Raw genomic sequence first — 17,320 nt, 5'->3', positions numbered from 1 at the left:
GGTTTACAAAGAATTAATCCATTTTACCAATTCATCTCTTCCTTTACCCGTTTTCTGTTGAAGTTTTCCTAATAACTCATCATCTTGTCCTTCTTCGTGTTTCAAATCATCATCAGTTAAATCGCCATAAGCTTGTTTAACTTTTCCTTTAATTTCATTCCACTTTCCTTTTAATTCTAACTTATCCATTTTAGTAGGTTTTTATACTTAAATTCGGTTGATTGTATAAATAACAGTTAGCAAAAAGTATTGTTTGTAAAAATTTAAATTAAGACTTTTTAGCACTTTCAATAATTTCTTGCACCACATTTGGATCTAACAAAGTTGAAATATCTCCTAAATTAGCAGTATCTCCTTCGGCAATTTTTCTCAAAATTCTACGCATAATTTTCCCAGATCTGGTTTTAGGTAAGCCCGAAACAAATAAAATTTTATCAGGTTTTGCGATAGCTCCAATAACTCTGGTAACCGTTTGCAAAATATCTTTTTTTGTTAATTCTACATCGCCATGCATTTCTGGAGAAATTACAAATGCAAAAATCCCTTGCCCTTTCACATCATGCGGATAACCAACTACTGCACTTTCAATCACACCAGCATGCATATTAATCGCATTTTCTACTTCGGCTGTGCCAATTCTATGTCCAGAAACGTTTAAAACATCATCTACTCTACCCGTAATTCTGTAATAACCATCTTCATCACGCAGACAACCATCGCCAGTAAAATAAAGGTTTTCGTAAGTAGAGAAATAGGTTTGTTTGCAACGCTCATGATCTCCATAAGTTGTACGCAACATCCCTGGCCAAGGGAATTTAATGCATAAGTTGCCACTAACGCCATTTCCTTCAATTTCATTTCCGTTTTCATCAACCAAAATTGGTTGTATACCAGGCAGAGGCAAGGTTGCAAAGCTTGGTTTAGTTGGCGTAACTGTAGCTATTGGCGAAATCATTATTCCTCCAGTTTCTGTTTGCCACCAAGTATCTACAATTGGCGCTTTTTTATCACCAATTTTTTCGTCAAACCAATGCCAAGCTTCTTCATTTATGGGCTCACCTACAGATCCTAATACACGAATAGAGCTGAAATCTTTTCCTTCTAAAGGTTCCTCTCCAAAACTCATTAGAGAGCGGATGGCGGTTGGAGCTGTATATAATGTATTTACCTTATGTTTTTCTACGATATCCCAAAATCTTGAGGCATTTGGATAAGTTGGTATTCCTTCAAAAAGGACAGATGTAGCTCCTTGGGACAATGGCCCGTAAACAATGTAAGAGTGACCAGTAATCCAACCAATATCTGCTGTGCAAAAATAAACTTCACCAGGTTGATAATTAAATACATTGGTAAAGGTATAACCAGCATAAACCATGTAACCACCGCAGGTATGTACTACGCCTTTTGGTTTTCCTGTTGAGCCAGATGTATATAGAATGAATAGGAGATCTTCAGCATCCATTTCTTCTGCTTCACAAACATCATTTACATGTTTTACTTCATCTTCCCACCAAACATCTCTACCTTTTAGCATCGAAACTGGTGTACGTACATGAGTAAGCACAATACATTTTGCTACCGTCGGACAACCAATTAAAGCATCATCAATTACATCTTTTAATGGAATTTGTTTGTTACCACGATAAGCTCCATCTGCAGTAATTACCAATTTGCATTGCGCATCGTTAATTCTATCGGCAATAGATTTGGCAGAAAAGCCACCAAAAACTACCGAATGAACAGCTCCTATTCTGGCACAAGCCAAAACAGCAATTGCCAATTCTGGCACCATTGGCATATAAATGCAAATTCGATCGCCTTTTTGAGCACCATTCCTTTTTAAAACATTTGCAAAACGGCAAACTCGCTCATGTAACATTTTATAAGTGAGCGTAACACTTTCGGCCTCTGGATTATTTGGCTCCCAAATTATTGCAGGTTTATCTCCGTTATTTGCCAAATGGCGATCTAAACAATTTTCGGTTATATTTAATTTGGCTCCTTCAAACCATTTAATAGTTGGAGTTTCAAAATCCCATGATAAAACTTTATACCAAGGTTTACGCCATTGAAAGTTTTGTGCTACTTCTCCCCAAAATTGCTCGGGGTTTTCTACGCTCTTTTTATAATCTTCTTCGTACTGCTTAAAGGATGTAATTTGCATTGTTCATATATTTAGTGGTTGCTAATTTAGAGAATTTATAATTGAAAGAAACTTTCATATTGTATCAAATATTATTTTTACTAGTTTTTTTGAAGAGAAGAATTTTAACTCACCAACTCTAATGTTCAAACTTTATCAAAAAATTAATCGAAATATTAAAAAAAAGTGGCATAAATTATAAAAAACAACCCCGCTCAATTAACTGAATAATAATTATATGAGCTGTATTTAGAAATTAGATTAACCATCATAAAAAATAATTTACAACACACTTGATGTTTACAAAAATAATTCTGATATTTGCACACTCTTAAAAAAATTAAGTAGCGAAATAATCAACATAATAATAAAGTCATGTCAAGAGTTTGTGATTTAACCGGAAAAATGGCGATGTCGGGATTTAATGTTTCTCACTCGAACGTTAAAACGAAGCGTAAATTTTACCCTAACCTACAACTTCAGAAATTTTATATCCCTGAAGAAGATCGTTGGATAACACTAAAAGTGTCTACTTCAGCAATCAAAACCATTAATAAAATTGGTATTTCTGAGGCGATTAATCGTTTCATGAAAAAAGGATATTTGTAGTAAATAATTTGTCGATGTGAAATCGGCTTAAAAGATAAATAAAATGGCAAAAAAAGGTAATAGAGTACAAGTTATTCTTGAATGTACAGAACATAAAACTAGCGGTATGCCAGGTATGTCTAGATACATTTCTACAAAAAACCGTAAAAACACTACTGAGCGTTTAGAATTGAAAAAATTTAACCCAGTATTGAGAAAAGTAACCGTACACAAAGAAATAAAATAATTGAAGGATAGATTGATTGAAGGATTGAATATGATATTCTCTCATTCAACCATCCACTCACTCCATCATTAAATTAAAAAGACATGGCTAAGAAAGTAGTTGCAACCCTAAAAACGGGTACAGGTAAAGAATATTCAAAAGTTATCACAATGAACAAGTCTCCAAAAACTGGTGCTTATTCATTCAAAGAACTTATCGTGCATAACGATCACGTTAAAGATGCTATTGCTGGTACACACACCACTAAATAGTTTTCATCACGAATAGCATTAAAGGCCGTTCCGTATCTAACGGAAGGGCTTTTTTATTTTAATATTCCTGTTGTTTTATGTTATCTTTATAAAAATAAGATATTATGGAAGCTTATAAATTTAAAGCAAAAGTTTCTGAAAATGGAACCATTACTATTCCCGAAAGCTTTGGCATTAAAAACAGAGAAATAGAGGTAATTATTTTAAACGAAGTAGCACCATCTGTAGAAAGAAAAAGCATGAAATCATTTCTTGAAAAATATTCAGGAGTTTTAAAAGGAGTTGATCCTGATCATTTAAAATGGGATTATCTCAAGGAAAAACACGGTTTATGAAAATCCTTTTTGATACCAACATAATTATTGATGTAATATTAAAGAGAGAACCATTTTACACAGATTCTCGAAATGCACTTAATAAATCTGATGGTTATATTTTAGAGGGATTTATTTTAGCTTCAACTCTAACGGATATTTATTATATCTGTAAAAAACAATTAGGACATAGTGCTACGATAGAAATCATCAAAAATCTTGTTGATTCGATTAACATTTTAAATGTAAACAGAGATACAATTGTATTGGCATTGCATGCTGATTTTTCTGATTTTGAAGATGCTGTTCAAAGTGCTTCTGCAGAATTAAACCAAATTGATTTGATTATCTCTAGAAATACAAGGGATTTCTCAAATAGTAAAATAACTACGCAAACTCCTACAGCGTTTTTAGAAAAACATAACCAATAAATTATGGGTTTATTCGATTTTTTTAAGAAAAAAGAAACCGCTCCTGAAGCTCAAGAAGCTTTGGATAAAGGTTTAGAAAAAACTAAGGAAGGTTTTTTAAGTAAAATCACCAAAGCCGTTGCTGGTAAATCAACTGTTGATGATGATGTATTAGATAACCTTGAAGAAGTGCTGGTTACTTCTGATGTTGGTGTTACTACTACATTAAAAATCATCGATCGTATTCAGGCTCGTGTTGCCAAAGACAAGTATCTTTCTACTTCAGAGTTACAAACTTTATTACGTGATGAAATTCAGCTTCTACTTGCTGAAAACAATAGTAATGATTTTCGTAATTTCGAATACGGCGATCATAAACCTTATGTAATTATGGTTGTTGGCGTAAATGGTGTTGGTAAAACAACTACCATTGGCAAATTAGCGCATAAACTTAAAGGTGAAGGTTTAAAGGTTGTTTTGGGCGCTGCCGATACTTTTAGAGCCGCTGCGGTTGAGCAAATTAAACTTTGGGGCGAGCGTGTTGGCGTTAGAGTAGTTGCGCAAGCAATGGGTTCTGATCCTGCATCTGTAGCTTTTGATACTTTACAATCTGCCGTTGCAAATAAAGAAGATGTGGTAATTATCGATACTGCTGGTCGATTACATAACAAAGTTGGATTAATGAATGAACTAGGAAAAATTAAAAATGTAATGCAAAAGGTTATTCCAAATGCTCCGCATGAAATTTTATTAGTTTTAGATGGTTCAACTGGCCAAAACGCCTTCGAACAATGTAAACAATTTACCGAAGCTACTGATGTTAATGCTTTAGCTATTACTAAACTTGATGGTACAGCAAAAGGTGGAGTTGTAATCGGTATTTCTGATCAATTTAAAATTCCTGTAAAATATATTGGTGTTGGCGAAAAAATGGATGACTTACAGTTATTCGACAAAAAAGATTTCGTTAACTCATTGTTTAAATAATATGATTACTAAAAACAAACTTGTTAAACCCGTTGCTAAACCTAAAATTAACGTAATTACTTTGGGTTGCTCAAAAAACACTTACGATTCTGAAGTGTTAATGGGACAATTACGTGGCAACAATTTAGCGGTTGAACATGAATCTAACAATATTGGTAAAGATGATATTATCGTTATCAATACTTGCGGATTTATAGATAATGCCAAACAAGAATCTATTGATACCATTTTACAGTACAGTCAGTTAAAAGACGAGGGTAAAGTTGGTAAAGTAATTGTTACTGGCTGTTTATCTGAACGTTATAAGCCAGAATTAGAATCAGAAATTACAAACGTTGATGCTTTTTTTGGCACTAACGATTTACAAAATATATTGCACAGTTTAGGTGCAAACTACAAACACGAGTTAATTGGCGAACGTTTATTAACCACTCCTTCTCACTTTGCTTATTTTAAAATTGCAGAAGGTTGTAACCGTCCTTGTTCTTTTTGCGCTATTCCGCTGATGCGTGGTAAACATGTATCTAGAGACATGAATGAGTTAGTTAACGAAGCAAAAATTTTAGCCGCTAACGGCACAAAAGAGTTAATTTTAATTGCTCAAGATCTTACCTACTATGGTTTAGATATTTACGGTAAACGTAATTTGGATGAATTATTACGTCGCTTATCTGATGTAAATGGTATTGAATGGATCAGGTTACAATATGCTTATCCTTCTGGTTTTCCGATGGAAATTTTAGATGCGATGAATGAACGTGAAAATATCTGTAAATATTTGGATATGCCTTTACAGCACATTACAGATAACATGCTGAAATCTATGCGCAGAGGTATCACTAAACAAAAGACGATTGATATTGTAAACGACATTAGAGCAAAAGTTCCTAATATCGCTATGCGTACAACTTTAATTTGTGGTTACCCTGGTGAAACTGAACAGGATTTTGAAGAAATGTACAATTGGGTTGAGGCAACTCGTTTCGATCGTTTAGGCTGTTTTACGTATTCTCATGAGGAAAAAACTCATGCACATCAATTAGTTGATGACGTACCAGAGGAAATAAAACAACAACGTGTAGATGCCATTATGGAATTACAACAAGGCATTTCTTTTGATATCAACCAAGAAAAAGTTGGCAATACCTACAAAGTTTTAATTGATAGAAAAGAAGGTGATTTCTTTATCGGAAGAACAGAATTTGATAGCCCAGAGGTTGACAATGAGGTTTTAATTGATGCTAATTCTGGCTATGCTGCTAACGGTACCTTTGTAAACGTGAAGATTGATCGTGCTGAAGATTTCGACCTGTATGGACAGATTGTAAAATAATTGAACTACTGTAGCTTTAACAAACTTATTTTGCAACTTGCGAAAAATTTGTCAAAGCTTAAGATTACATGAAGGCAAAATATATATCTTATCAGGATACCCACTCATTTTCTAAATTGGTTTTAGATTATGTTAATGATGTAGAATTTCTGAAATCTTTTTACAGTTTCCGCCCTGATATGGATGGCTTAAAAAAAGCTGTTGATGCTAGGAATTTTAAAGGAAATAGAGCCGAATTGGTTGAAGTTTTATCTCAACAATATCAAAATGTAAAAACCAATAAATCAGTAAAACATAATATCAGTTTATTAGCTGATGAAAATACTTTTACGGTTACTACTGGTCACCAGCTTAATCTTTTCACTGGCCCTTTATACTTCATTTATAAGATAGTAACTACCATTAATTTAGCCTTAGAGTTAAAAATTGCCTATCCTGAAAAGAATTTTGTGCCCGTTTATTGGATGGCCACCGAAGATCATGATTTTGAAGAAATAAACCATGTTAGTGTTGATGAAAAAAATATCAGTTGGATACAGCAAACTAACGGCGCAACTGGCAGATTAAGCACCAAAACCGTTGAAGCTGCTGTAATGGCTTACAAAGCTTATTTAGGCATTAGCAAAAATGGTAAAAAGTTAGCCAAACTTGTTGAAAAGGCTTATTTAGAAAATGATAATCTAGCCAATGCTACTCGTGTTTTGGTGAACAGTTTATTTGAGAATTATGGTTTGGTAATCATTAATGCTGATGATGCTATTTTGAAAAAACAATTTAGTCATATCATTAAACAAGATATTACGGAACAGAATAGCGCAGATTTAACTGAAAAAACTAGTCAAACATTAGAAGAAAATGGCTACAAAACACAGGTAAATGGAAGAGATATTAATTTCTTTTATTTGATTGATAATTTACGTGAACGGATAATTGAGAAAGACAATTTATATACTGTAAATCATTCTGAGATCAGTTTTACTAAAGATGAATTATTGACGGAGGTTGAAAATCATCCAGAAAGATTTAGTCCGAATGTAATTATGCGGCCTTTATACCAAGAGGTAATTTTGCCTAACATTGCCTACATTGGTGGCGGTGCCGAAGTTTCTTATTGGATGCAGTTAAAAGCCAATTTTGATTTTTACCAAACTGATTTCCCTGTATTGTTATTGCGTAACTCCGCTTTGCTAATTGATAAACGCAGTGCGGAAAATTTAAATAAGCTAGGTTTTAAATTAGAAGACGCTTTTTTATCAACTGATGAATTGCAAAAAGTTTGGATTAAAAATAATACAGATAGCAACCTAAGTTTAGCTGATGAAATGAGAGCTGTACAAGCAAGTTTTGATCAGATTAAATTGAATGCTTTTAAAATTGATAAAACTTTAGAAAAAGCTGCAGACTCTGCGAAAACAAAAACTCATCATTTATTAGAGAACTTAGAGAAAAAACTTTTCAGAGCCGAAAAAAGAAAACATGAGGTTTCTTTAAAGCAGATTGAAAATGTGAAAAATAGATTATTCCCTAGTGGTACTTTGCAAGAAAGAGTAGTTAACCTTGCCCCTATGTTTGTAAATTATGGAGATGATTTTATTTCGTCCTTAATTGAAAATTTTGAACCTTTGGGTGGAGATTTTACTTTGTTACTTCCAAGCTAAAAGACCAAAGCTTAAAGACTAAAGCAAGTTATCTAACTTCTCAAATCTCACTTCTCATATCTAATAAAATGAACTTCATCACCTTTACCGAAGAAAAATTAAGAACTTTTACCCACGCTGTTTTTATAAAAATGGGTTGTTCTGAAGAACATGCTACTTTAGCAACCGATGTTTTAATTAAATCTGATTTACGTGGAATTGATTCGCATGGGGTGGCTCGTTTAAGTGGCTATGTTCGCCTTTGGGAAAAGAAAAGAATAAATGCTACCCCAAACATTCGTATTGTTCACGAGACAGCTACAACTGCAACAATAGATGGTGATGCAGGTTTAGGCTTGGTTGTTGCTCCTTTTGCAATGAAAGTTGCGATTGAAAAAGCAGAAAAATACGGTAGTGGCTGGGTTTCGGTTAAAAACTCCAACCATTTTGGTATTGCAGGCTACCACTCTCTACTGGCTGTAGAAAAAGATATGATTGGCATCAGCATGACTAACGCTAGTCCGCTGGTTGCCCCTACTTATGCTAACGAACGTTTATTAGGCACCAACCCGATGTGTTATGGATTCCCTGCAGGCAAATATCCGCCAGTAATTGTAGATATGGCAACCGCAGCAGCTGCAAATGGAAAACTGGAGATTGCACAAAGAGCAAACAAAGCTGTACCAGAAGGATGGATACAAGACAAGGATGGCAATTCTTCAATCAATCCAAATGAATTAAAAAGCGGCGGTGCTTTACTGCCTTTAGGTAGTGATAAAGATCATGGTAGCCACAAAGGTTATGGTTTAAGTGCAACGGTTGATATTTTATCAGCTGTGCTTTCTGGGGCAAATTACGGTCCGTGGGTACCACCTTTTGTTGCATTTTTAGAACCATCTGCAAATCCAGTTGGCGAAGGATTGGGACATTTTTTTGGTGCGATGCGTGTGGATGGATTTCGCCCTGCGCAAGATTTTAAAGATCATTTAGACAATTGGATTGAGCGATTTAAAAGCGCTAAAACCATCGACCCGAATAAAAAAGTAATTATTCCTGGCGAACCTGAACATGCTTTTGAACAAGAAAGAAAAGTTAGCGGTATTCCAATTATTGATGTAGTAGTTAATGATTTGAACGAATTAGCATCTAAACTTGGCATTGAAGGGTTATAAGTACTTTGACAATCTTTTTTTAGATTGTCAAAGTTTGAAAAGATACCAATATTAAACTTTGTCAATCTGTAAAAGACTGATAAAGTGACAATTAATACAATTTATCATTCCTAGTTTGCAAGGAATCTATTGTGTATTTTACAAAAGAGATCCTTCGCTGCGCTCTGGATGACAACGTTTCCCAAAGTTTATAGCTCAAGTCTAAGGATATTTAAGCTGTTATTTTACACCACAACTTTCCAGTCTATAAATATTATTTGCATCAAACGCATAAAAAAACCTTGTAAACTCAAAGTCTACAAGGTTCAAATAAATATTTTAAAGTAGTTGATTTAGTTAATCCCTCTAAAAATTCTGCTCCAGCGAATTTTGCTAAACCAAGAACCATTACTGTCAAAGCTCATCCATATAAATAATGCTTTACCCACAATGTGATCTTCTGGCACAAAACCCCAATAACGCGAATCGGCCGATTGGTGTCTGTTATCACCCATCATCCAATAATAATTCATTTTAAAGGTGTAAGAAGTTGCAATTTTATCATTGATGTACCAATCGTTACCCTTTTTCTCCACTTTGTTGCCTTCGTAAGTTCTTATTGCTCTGTAGTATAAAGGCATGGTATTGCTATCAATTTGCACTGTCCAACCTTTAGCGGGCACTTTTATAGGACCAAAATTATCTCTGTTCCATTTTCTGTTAGGATCATGCGGAAAAATACCACCCATTTCTTCTTGATCTGCTGTTGAGGCTAACATTGCTGCAGATTTTACGAAAGATAGTTTTTTCAATTCATCAATCATTTCTGAAGAAGCATTAGCTAAATAAGTGGTTTCATTTTCCTGCTGCATCTCCCCAGTTACAAAACCTAAATCTTCTAACGGTTTGGTTTCAATTTCATTTGTGGTAAACTGAATGCGATAAGGCATCATTCCGGTATTTTTAAGCGGTTCATTTTTGCCGTTAACATTTGCAATACCATTTTTCATACTCACTACATCTCCAGCAATAGCAATACATCTTTTGATATAATTTTCGCGTTTATCTACTGGTCTACTAGTAATCGTGTAATCGCTATTTGCTTTAGCCCAACCAACGGCCCTTACATAATCATAATAACTTGGGTTTTGGTTTTCTAACATTACGGTATCTCCTTCTGGGAAGTTAAATACAACAACATCATTGCGCTTAATGTCTTGCAAACCAGGTAATCTTCTATATTTCCATTGCACACCATCCCAATAGGCTTTTGTAGTGGCTGTTAATGGCAATGTATGGTGCGAAAAAGGAAATGCTACAGGTGTCATCGGGATACGAGCACCATAATTAACTTTACTCACAAAAAGAAAATCGCCTACCAATAAAGATTTTTCCATTGAACCAGAAGGAATGGTGTAGGCTTCTATAAAAAATACACGAATAATTGTTGCAGCCACAACGGCGAAAATAATGGCATCTGCCCATTCTCTACTTTTGCTTTTCTTCTTTTTAGGTTCGGCACTTTTATTTTTTTGCCAAAATTTGTAATTCATATTTTATTCAGTTTAACTGATTATTTTATTTTGCCAACCAAAATTAGCTCAAAATCTATTTAAAATTAAATACATCGGCTATGTTATAAAAGCCTTTTTTATTCTCTAGCCACTCTGCGGCAACTATAGCACCCAAGGCAAAACCTGCTCTACTGTGTGCGGTATGTTTAATTTCGATATCATCAACTTCAGAACTGTAAACCACGGTATGTGTGCCCGGTACGTTTTCAATTCGATGAGATTCTATCAGCAATTGTTCATTTTTAATAACATCGGGTATTGGTGTGCCTACCACTTCATTTAACCATTCAGACTTCCGATCTATCTCTTCAATAATATCTTCAGCTATCGTCATTGCTGTTCCACTTGGTGCATCTAGTTTTTGCGTATGATGAATTTCTTCTACTTGCACCTCGTAAGCTGGGTAATTATTCATCAGCTTTGCTAAAACTTTATTTAAATGAAAAAACAAATTTACGCCAATACTAAAATTAGAGCCGTAAAGTAAGGTATTGTTACTGCTAAGGCAATCATTTTTAATTTCTTGCAAATTGCCATACCAACCTGTTGTACCCACAACAACTGGCAAACTGGCTTCGAAACATTTATAAATATTGGCAACTGCTGCATCTGGAGCACTAAAATCTATAGCAACATCTGCTTTTTGTAAATTCTCGATCGTAAAATCTTCTACATTATCAATGCTAATTTTTAACACGATTTCATGTCCTCGTTCTATTGCAAAACGTTCGATAATCTGACCCATTTTGCCATAACCCAATAGTGCTATTTTCATAGTTTAAGCGTTAATTTTAATGCTGGTGCGGCTGGTGCCGAAAAACCATACATGGTATTGTTATTTATAATTGATGGAGCAACTTTTAAAGATAAAGTTTCATCGATATTAAAATATTTTAAACGGGCTGTAACATAAGCATCTAATATATTTAAGCCATATACAGCACCTAGCGAAATTAAAACAATCTGACTGTTTCGCTTATAAATATTTTTAGCAATTGTTAATGCTGGGGTATTCGTATACTGTGCTAAACCTCCATTCGGGTCTGGACGATCATTATTCTGTTGCCTATATTGTAACTCTGTCAAAAATCTTTTGTATTGTTCTCTATTATCAATATATGACAACACTAAAATAGTTCCGCCAACATATATTCCTGCTGTTTTACCAATAATATATAATTTCTGCGCAACTCTTTTCCCTTCAACACGGTTGTTTTTAACATCATCTACCACTAAACCATAGTTGTAAATTTGCCCTAAACCAGGAAAAATAAGTGATTTCATTGCTGCTTTTCGACCTGCAATTTTACCTTGGTTTACGTAACCTGTAGTATCAACAAAATCTTTAAGGGTGTCTGTCATCTTTTTAACTCCACGATCTTGCGCTTTAGTCGTAACAAAAGAGCATAATATGATTGCTATGACTATTATTAACCGCATTACCAATCTAAAAGTTCAAGAATTCGGTTCAAATCTTCATTAGATACAAAAGGAATTTCTATTGCTCCTTTGCCATTGTCATTCACCTTTAACTTTACTTTGGTTGCAAATTTAGAAGCCAAATCTTTTTGTAATTTTTGGTATTCAAAAGATATTCCGGCAGGGGCCGATTTTGGCTTTACTTGCACATGGTGGATGCTTCTTACCAATTCCTCAACCTTACGAACAGATAAACCTTTATCTAAAATTTCTTGATGAATGAACAACTGTTTCTCCTGCTCTTCTACACTAATTAAAGCACGAGCATGACCCATAGAAATTTTACCATCGCGAATAGAAGCCTGAATTGCTGGTGGTAATTTAAGCAATCGAAGGTAATTGCTAACCGTAGTACGATTTTTGCCAACTCGCTCGCCTAATTGCTCTGGCTTTAGGTTACACTCATCAATCATCATCTGAAAACTTAAAGCAACCTCAATGGCATTTAAATTCTCACGTTGGATATTCTCAATTAATGCCATTTCTAGCATTTGCTGATCATCCGCTGTACGGACATAGGCTGGTATTTGTGTTAAACCAGCTAATTTTGAAGCTCTTAACCTACGTTCACCAGAAATTAATTGATATTTATTACCGTGTTTTCTAACTGTAATTGGCTGTATTAATCCTTGCACTTTAATCGACTCAGATAGTTCATTGAGTGCAACTTGATCAAACTCATGACGAGGTTGATAAGGATTGGTTTCAATATCACTAATATTTACCTCGCTTATGCTACCAATTTGTGCAGTTTGCGCTAAAGTATCGGGTTGGTTTTTTTGAGGATGAACAGAATCATTATCATCTAAAAGTGCACTTAATCCTTTTCCTAAACCTGTTTTTCGCTGAAAAGATGTCATCTAAATAATTTATAGGGTTGCCGTAGTTACATCTTGCTCTTCGGTTACCAAACCGTTTTTGCGAACAATTTCTCTAGCTAAGTTTAAATAATTGATAGCTCCTTTGCAATTTGCATCATGCATAATTACCGATACACCATAACTTGGCGCTTCACTTAAACGGGTATTACGCTGTATAATCGTATCAAAAACCAAATCTTGAAAATGCGTTTTAACTTCTTCTACAACTTGGTTTGATAAACGTAACCTCACATCGTACATGGTTAATAAAATGCCTTCAATCTCTAACTCTGGATTTAAACGATTTTGAACAATTTTAATTGTGTTAAGCAACTTGCCCAGCCCCTCTAGTGCAAAATACTCACATTGCACTGGTATAATTACAGAATCGGCAGCTGTTAATGAGTTAATTGTAATTAAGCCTAAAGATGGTGAGCAATCGATAATGATAAAATCGTACTGATCTTTTACCTTCTCCAAAACCGCTTTCATTTTATATTCGCGGCTAGTTAAATTGATCATCTCAATCTCGGCACCAACTAAATCAATGTGGGCGGGTAATAAATCTAAGTTTGGTGTCTCGGTTTTCACAATCGCATCTAGCGGATCAACATCATTAATGATGCATTCGTAAATGCTGTTTTTAATATTCCGTGGATCAAATCCTATACCAGAGGTAGAGTTGGCCTGCGGATCTGCATCAACCAAAAGTGTTTTGTATTCTAACACCGCTAAGCTGGCAGCTAAATTTATAGACGAAGTAGTTTTACCTACACCTCCTTTTTGGTTTGCTAAAGCAATAATTTTACTCATGTATCTTATTAAAAATCATCTGAGCTAAGCTCGACTTTATTTTACATTATTTTGGCAAATAAAATGCTATTTTTGTACAAAACAAGCACTTTTTAACAATTAGCTAAGATACAAACTTAAACCTAATTCTACTAGCAAAGCGCCACGTGTTTTAAACATCTTATTAACATTTTTTAAGCATGGTTACCATTATCTCAGGCACCAATAGGTTGCAAAGTAATACGTTAAAAGTCGCGAAATATTATCAACAAAAACTTAACGATAAGGGTTTAGCAACTCAACTTATCAATTTACAAGATTTACCGGCCAACTTAATTGAATCTGATTTGTATGGAAAACGAAGTGAGGAGTTTCAAAAATTTCAGGATATCGTAACTAAAACAACAAAATTTTTATTTGTAATACCAGAATATAACGGCAGCTTTCCGGGTGTTTTAAAAACATTTATTGATGCTTGTTCTTTTCCAGAAAGTTTTTATGATAAAAAGGCTTGTTTAGTGGGTATTTCATCTGGCAAATACGGCAACATACGTGGCATTGAACATTTTAATGGAGTTTGTGCTTACCTGCATTTAAATGTGATGCCTTTGCGTATCCATATTTCAAACATTAAAACAGAGTTAGATGAAAACGACCAATTAATTAAAGAAGATACCTTCAAATTTGTTGGGCAGCAGATAGAGAAGTTTGTGGCGTACTAAATGTGAGATATGAGATGTGAGAAGTGAGATACGAGATGCGAGATTCCCCTTCAAGTTTGATAAAAATTTATCTTTTGATAGGCAGGTTAAAATTTAACAGATTACACTAAATTGCATTTCTAAAATTCTAGACCCTTCCAACCTTCCAACCTTCCAACCTTCCAACCTTCCAACCTTCCAACCTTCCAACTTTCAACTTTCCAACTTTCCAACTTTCCAACTTTCCAACTTTCCAACTTTCCAACTAACCTACACTCCAAACCTAATCCACTTATCGCCTTCGTAACCGAAAATAAAATAGCCAGGATGCAGCATTTCAGCAAAATCTTCAATCAATGAAACCGCATTTGATGGATTGCGTTGTTTATCAGCATTATCATTTAACAAAACTATCCTACCATTTTTAACTGCAGGCCATTCTGCATCAATTAAAGATGGCACTTCACGCATTAAATCATTTAAAGATTTTCCTTCTTGGTAATAAATAATATAAACTGCACCCAAAACATCAGCTGTAAAAACACCTCCTGCAGCATTAATTTCTTCAGTCAACAACAAATTTTGCATGTTGTTGGTATCTAAACAAACTACCGGAACCTTATCCATAAATTTAATTTTATGCGAAACAATATCTAATCGCTCTTGCAATTCTTCGCGTAAAACTTCATCATTTTCTGAATTTATCAGGTCATTTAAAAAAGACATCCTAATTATTTATTAATTTGTGCAAAAATACTATTCCTAAACTGATGCGTACAATTATAAAAGATATTTTTTGTGTTTGCTGCTTAATTACATTGCTCTCTTGCCAAAAAAAAGATAATAATGATGACAAAAAAGTATTTAACATCAATTTAGACCAAAATGTAACTTCTTTAGACCCGGCTTTTGCCAGAAACCAAAATGCAATTTGGATGATTAACCAAATTTTTAATGGATTAGTGCAAGTAGACTCGGCTTTAAATACCGTTCCTTGTATCGCTAAAAACTGGACAATCTCTAATGATAATTTAATCTACACTTTTAAGCTGCGTAACGATGTTTTTTTTCAGGATGATCCTTTATTTAAAAATGGCAAAGGCAGAAAGGTAGTTGCTGATGATTTTGCCTATAGTTTTTTTAGATTAATTGATCCAAAAGTGGCTTCTTCTGGCGGCTGGATTTTTAGCGATAAGGTAAAAGATGCCAGTAGTTTTAAAGCTTTAAACGACACAACCTTTCAAATCACTTTGGTAAAGCCATTTCCGGCATTTATGCAATTATTAACTGCACAATATTGCTCTGTAGTACCAAAAGAAGTGGTAGAACATTATGGTAAAGATTTTAGAAATCACCCTGTGGGAACCGGGCCATTTAAATTTAAGTTTTGGAAAGAAGATGAAATTTTAGTTTTGCTAAAAAACGAGAATTATTGGGAAAAAGATGGCGATGTACGTCTGCCTTATCTAGATGCAGTTAAAGTTACTTTTATTAGCGATAAGCAAAGTGCTTTTATGAATTTTATTAAAAAAGATTTAGATTTTTTTAACAGTGTTGATGGCAGTTATCGCGATGATATTTTAACAAAAAGCGGCAAAATGACCAGCAAATACAAAGGCAAATTTCAATTGCAAAAAGGAGCTTATTTGTGCACAGAATACGTGGGCATTCTGGTCGACACTTCTAAAACTTTAGTTAAAAAGTCTCCTCTTAGGTTAAAGAAAGTTAGACAAGCTATTAACTACGCCATAGACCGCCCCAAGCTAATTAAATATTTAAGAAACAGCATTGGCACACCAGCAACAAGCGGCTTTTTACCCAAAGGGATGCCGGGTTTTGATAGCACAAGAGTTAAAGGCTATAATTACAACCCAAAGTTATCTGCTAAATTACTAGAAGAAGCAGGCTTTCCAGGTGGAAAAGGTATGCCCGAGGTAACTTTAAGCACTAGCACCACTTACCGTGATTTGATAGAATTTATACAAGGCGAATTGGCAAACATTGGCATAAAAGCCAAAGTAGATGTAAGTCCGAGTGCAAGTTTAAGAGATATGATGTCAAAAAACGAAGTGAACTTTTTTAGAGGCTCATGGATTGCAGATTATCCTGATGGAGAAAACTATCTTTCTGTATTTTACTCAAAAAATCGTGTGCCCTTTGGCCCAAATTACACAGGCTATTTTAACGATAAATTCGACAGACTTTTTGAGCAGAGTTATTACGAAAGTGATGCTAAAAAACGCTACGAATTGTACTACCAAATGGATAACATGGTAATGGAACATTCTTCTGTTGTACCCATTTTGTACGATCAAGCTGTAGTAATGCTACAAAATAATATAAGTGGTTACATGATGAACCCACTAAGTTTAATGGTTTTGAAGAGAGTGAAAAAGGATGGAGGTTAAAATTCAAATTTCGACACTAGTCAATAGTTAGCTTGTTTTTTGTTCTTACTATTTTTACAAAAACAATCATTTCAATTATTCCTAAAATCCACCATGTAGGCCAGCGAAACCAAATGTACAAAAGGTTAAATCCATCTACAACTTTGAAATGGTTATATACATTATTTACTTCCACTTGGGTTGACATCACAGGAAAAAAGAAAAAAATTAATAAAACCATCGGAATCGAAATTTTCCAAGTCACCCTTTTCAATATATTAAATTTCCAAATTATAATATTAATTGTAATTAAAAGGAATAGAAGAAAAATATCAAAATATCCAAATAATACCCAAGGCGTGGCAGGCTCCATATTAAATTTATTAAGTCAATCTATTTGAAATAACTGAGGTTAAATATTAAACAATATGCATATTTATCAGTTAATATTTAATTTATTAAGCCT

General features: G+C 34.2%; 20 protein-coding genes. 11 read left to right on the top strand and 9 right to left on the bottom strand.

Translation table 11 applies throughout. The features are described 5' to 3' along the window. Positions 1-3: 3 nt before the first annotated feature. Positions 4-189 (bottom strand): CsbD family protein, encoded by a 186-nt coding sequence (locus FA045_RS16890; RefSeq protein ID WP_121283788.1) that lies wholly within the window; start codon positions 187-189, stop codon positions 4-6. Positions 190-268: 79 nt separating this feature from the next. Further along, complete coding sequence (acs, locus tag FA045_RS16885) at positions 269-2,164, bottom strand: acetate--CoA ligase (protein ID WP_136878264.1); 1,896 nt, start codon at positions 2,162-2,164, stop codon at positions 269-271. Positions 2,165-2,518: 354 nt separating this feature from the next. On the opposite strand from acs, the gene rpmB reads away from it, so the two are divergent. The 9 genes from rpmB to FA045_RS16840 all read left to right on the top strand — a co-directional run bounded on the left by rpmB (position 2,519) and on the right by FA045_RS16840 (position 9,082). Next, complete coding sequence (gene rpmB, locus FA045_RS16880; RefSeq protein WP_055132404.1) at positions 2,519-2,752, top strand: 50S ribosomal protein L28; 234 nt, start codon at positions 2,519-2,521, stop codon at positions 2,750-2,752. Between the two features lie 43 nt (positions 2,753-2,795). Next, positions 2,796-2,978 carry a 50S ribosomal protein L33 gene (gene rpmG, locus FA045_RS16875; protein ID WP_015809322.1) on the top strand — a complete coding sequence of 61 codons (183 nt, stop codon included), beginning with the start codon at positions 2,796-2,798 and terminating at the stop codon, positions 2,976-2,978. Between the two features lie 83 nt (positions 2,979-3,061). Next, positions 3,062-3,229 carry a DUF4295 domain-containing protein gene (locus FA045_RS16870; protein WP_136878263.1) on the top strand — a complete coding sequence of 56 codons (168 nt, stop codon included), beginning with the start codon at positions 3,062-3,064 and terminating at the stop codon, positions 3,227-3,229. A 104-nt stretch (positions 3,230-3,333) separates the two neighbouring features. Next, entirely contained in the window at positions 3,334-3,564 is a 231-nt protein-coding gene (locus FA045_RS16865) for a hypothetical protein (RefSeq protein WP_136878262.1), read from the top strand. Continuing rightward, positions 3,561-3,974, top strand: a complete 414-nt coding sequence (locus FA045_RS16860) for a type II toxin-antitoxin system VapC family toxin (RefSeq protein WP_169305081.1) — start codon at positions 3,561-3,563, stop codon at positions 3,972-3,974. The genes FA045_RS16865 and FA045_RS16860 overlap by 4 nt, the downstream gene beginning before the upstream one ends. Positions 3,975-3,977: 3 nt before the next feature. Further along, the gene (gene ftsY, locus FA045_RS16855; protein ID WP_136878260.1) at positions 3,978-4,940 is read left to right on the top strand and encodes a signal recognition particle-docking protein FtsY; all 963 of its coding nucleotides are present in this window, start codon (positions 3,978-3,980) and stop codon (positions 4,938-4,940) included. 1 nt (position 4,941) lies between these two features. Continuing rightward, positions 4,942-6,273, top strand: a complete 1,332-nt coding sequence (gene rimO / locus FA045_RS16850; RefSeq protein ID WP_136878259.1) for a 30S ribosomal protein S12 methylthiotransferase RimO — start codon at positions 4,942-4,944, stop codon at positions 6,271-6,273. A gap of 68 nt (positions 6,274-6,341) precedes the next feature. Next, on the top strand, positions 6,342-7,931 hold the full coding sequence (bshC, locus tag FA045_RS16845) for a bacillithiol biosynthesis cysteine-adding enzyme BshC (RefSeq protein WP_136878258.1): 1,590 nt from the start codon (positions 6,342-6,344) through the stop codon (positions 7,929-7,931). Positions 7,932-7,999: 68 nt separating this feature from the next. Next, entirely contained in the window at positions 8,000-9,082 is a 1,083-nt protein-coding gene (locus FA045_RS16840) for an Ldh family oxidoreductase (protein WP_136878257.1), read from the top strand. Between the two features lie 332 nt (positions 9,083-9,414). On the opposite strand, the gene lepB is transcribed toward FA045_RS16840, so the two are convergent. The 5 genes from lepB to FA045_RS16815 form a co-directional block, all read right to left on the bottom strand. Continuing rightward, a complete protein-coding gene (lepB, locus tag FA045_RS16835; RefSeq protein WP_136878256.1) occupies positions 9,415-10,614 on the bottom strand; it encodes a signal peptidase I in 1,200 nt (399 codons plus the stop codon). Between the two features lie 55 nt (positions 10,615-10,669). Then, on the bottom strand, positions 10,670-11,410 hold the full coding sequence (dapB, locus tag FA045_RS16830) for a 4-hydroxy-tetrahydrodipicolinate reductase (RefSeq protein ID WP_136878255.1): 741 nt from the start codon (positions 11,408-11,410) through the stop codon (positions 10,670-10,672). Beyond that, positions 11,407-11,997 carry a DUF5683 domain-containing protein gene (locus tag FA045_RS16825; RefSeq protein WP_136878254.1) on the bottom strand — a complete coding sequence of 197 codons (591 nt, stop codon included), beginning with the start codon at positions 11,995-11,997 and terminating at the stop codon, positions 11,407-11,409. The genes dapB and FA045_RS16825 overlap by 4 nt, the downstream gene beginning before the upstream one ends. A gap of 77 nt (positions 11,998-12,074) precedes the next feature. Continuing rightward, a complete protein-coding gene (locus tag FA045_RS16820) occupies positions 12,075-12,974 on the bottom strand; it encodes a ParB/RepB/Spo0J family partition protein (RefSeq protein ID WP_136878253.1) in 900 nt (299 codons plus the stop codon). A 9-nt stretch (positions 12,975-12,983) separates the two neighbouring features. Then, positions 12,984-13,787, bottom strand: coding sequence for a ParA family protein (locus FA045_RS16815; protein WP_136878252.1), 804 nt, complete (start codon positions 13,785-13,787; stop codon positions 12,984-12,986). A gap of 179 nt (positions 13,788-13,966) precedes the next feature. Between FA045_RS16815 and FA045_RS16810 the strand changes: the two genes are divergently transcribed. Then, on the top strand, positions 13,967-14,488 hold the full coding sequence (locus tag FA045_RS16810) for an NADPH-dependent FMN reductase (RefSeq protein WP_136878251.1): 522 nt from the start codon (positions 13,967-13,969) through the stop codon (positions 14,486-14,488). A gap of 249 nt (positions 14,489-14,737) precedes the next feature. Here FA045_RS16810 and FA045_RS16805 read toward each other — a convergent pair whose 3' ends face one another. Beyond that, positions 14,738-15,193, bottom strand: coding sequence for a substrate-binding domain-containing protein (locus tag FA045_RS16805; protein ID WP_136878250.1), 456 nt, complete (start codon positions 15,191-15,193; stop codon positions 14,738-14,740). A gap of 44 nt (positions 15,194-15,237) precedes the next feature. Here FA045_RS16805 and FA045_RS16800 point away from each other — a divergent pair, with 44 nt between their 5' ends. Next, on the top strand, positions 15,238-16,875 hold the full coding sequence (locus FA045_RS16800) for an ABC transporter substrate-binding protein (protein WP_136878249.1): 1,638 nt from the start codon (positions 15,238-15,240) through the stop codon (positions 16,873-16,875). A gap of 16 nt (positions 16,876-16,891) precedes the next feature. On the opposite strand, the gene FA045_RS16795 is transcribed toward FA045_RS16800, so the two are convergent. Next, on the bottom strand, positions 16,892-17,227 hold the full coding sequence (locus FA045_RS16795) for a hypothetical protein (protein WP_136878248.1): 336 nt from the start codon (positions 17,225-17,227) through the stop codon (positions 16,892-16,894). Positions 17,228-17,320 lie beyond the last annotated feature (93 nt).

The sequence above is a fragment of the Pedobacter cryotolerans genome (assembly GCF_005116475.1).
GTDB lineage: Bacteria > Bacteroidota > Bacteroidia > Sphingobacteriales > Sphingobacteriaceae > Pedobacter > Pedobacter cryotolerans.
Note: the sequence above shows the minus strand (reverse complement) of the source record. Positions and strands in the feature narration are given on the sequence as shown.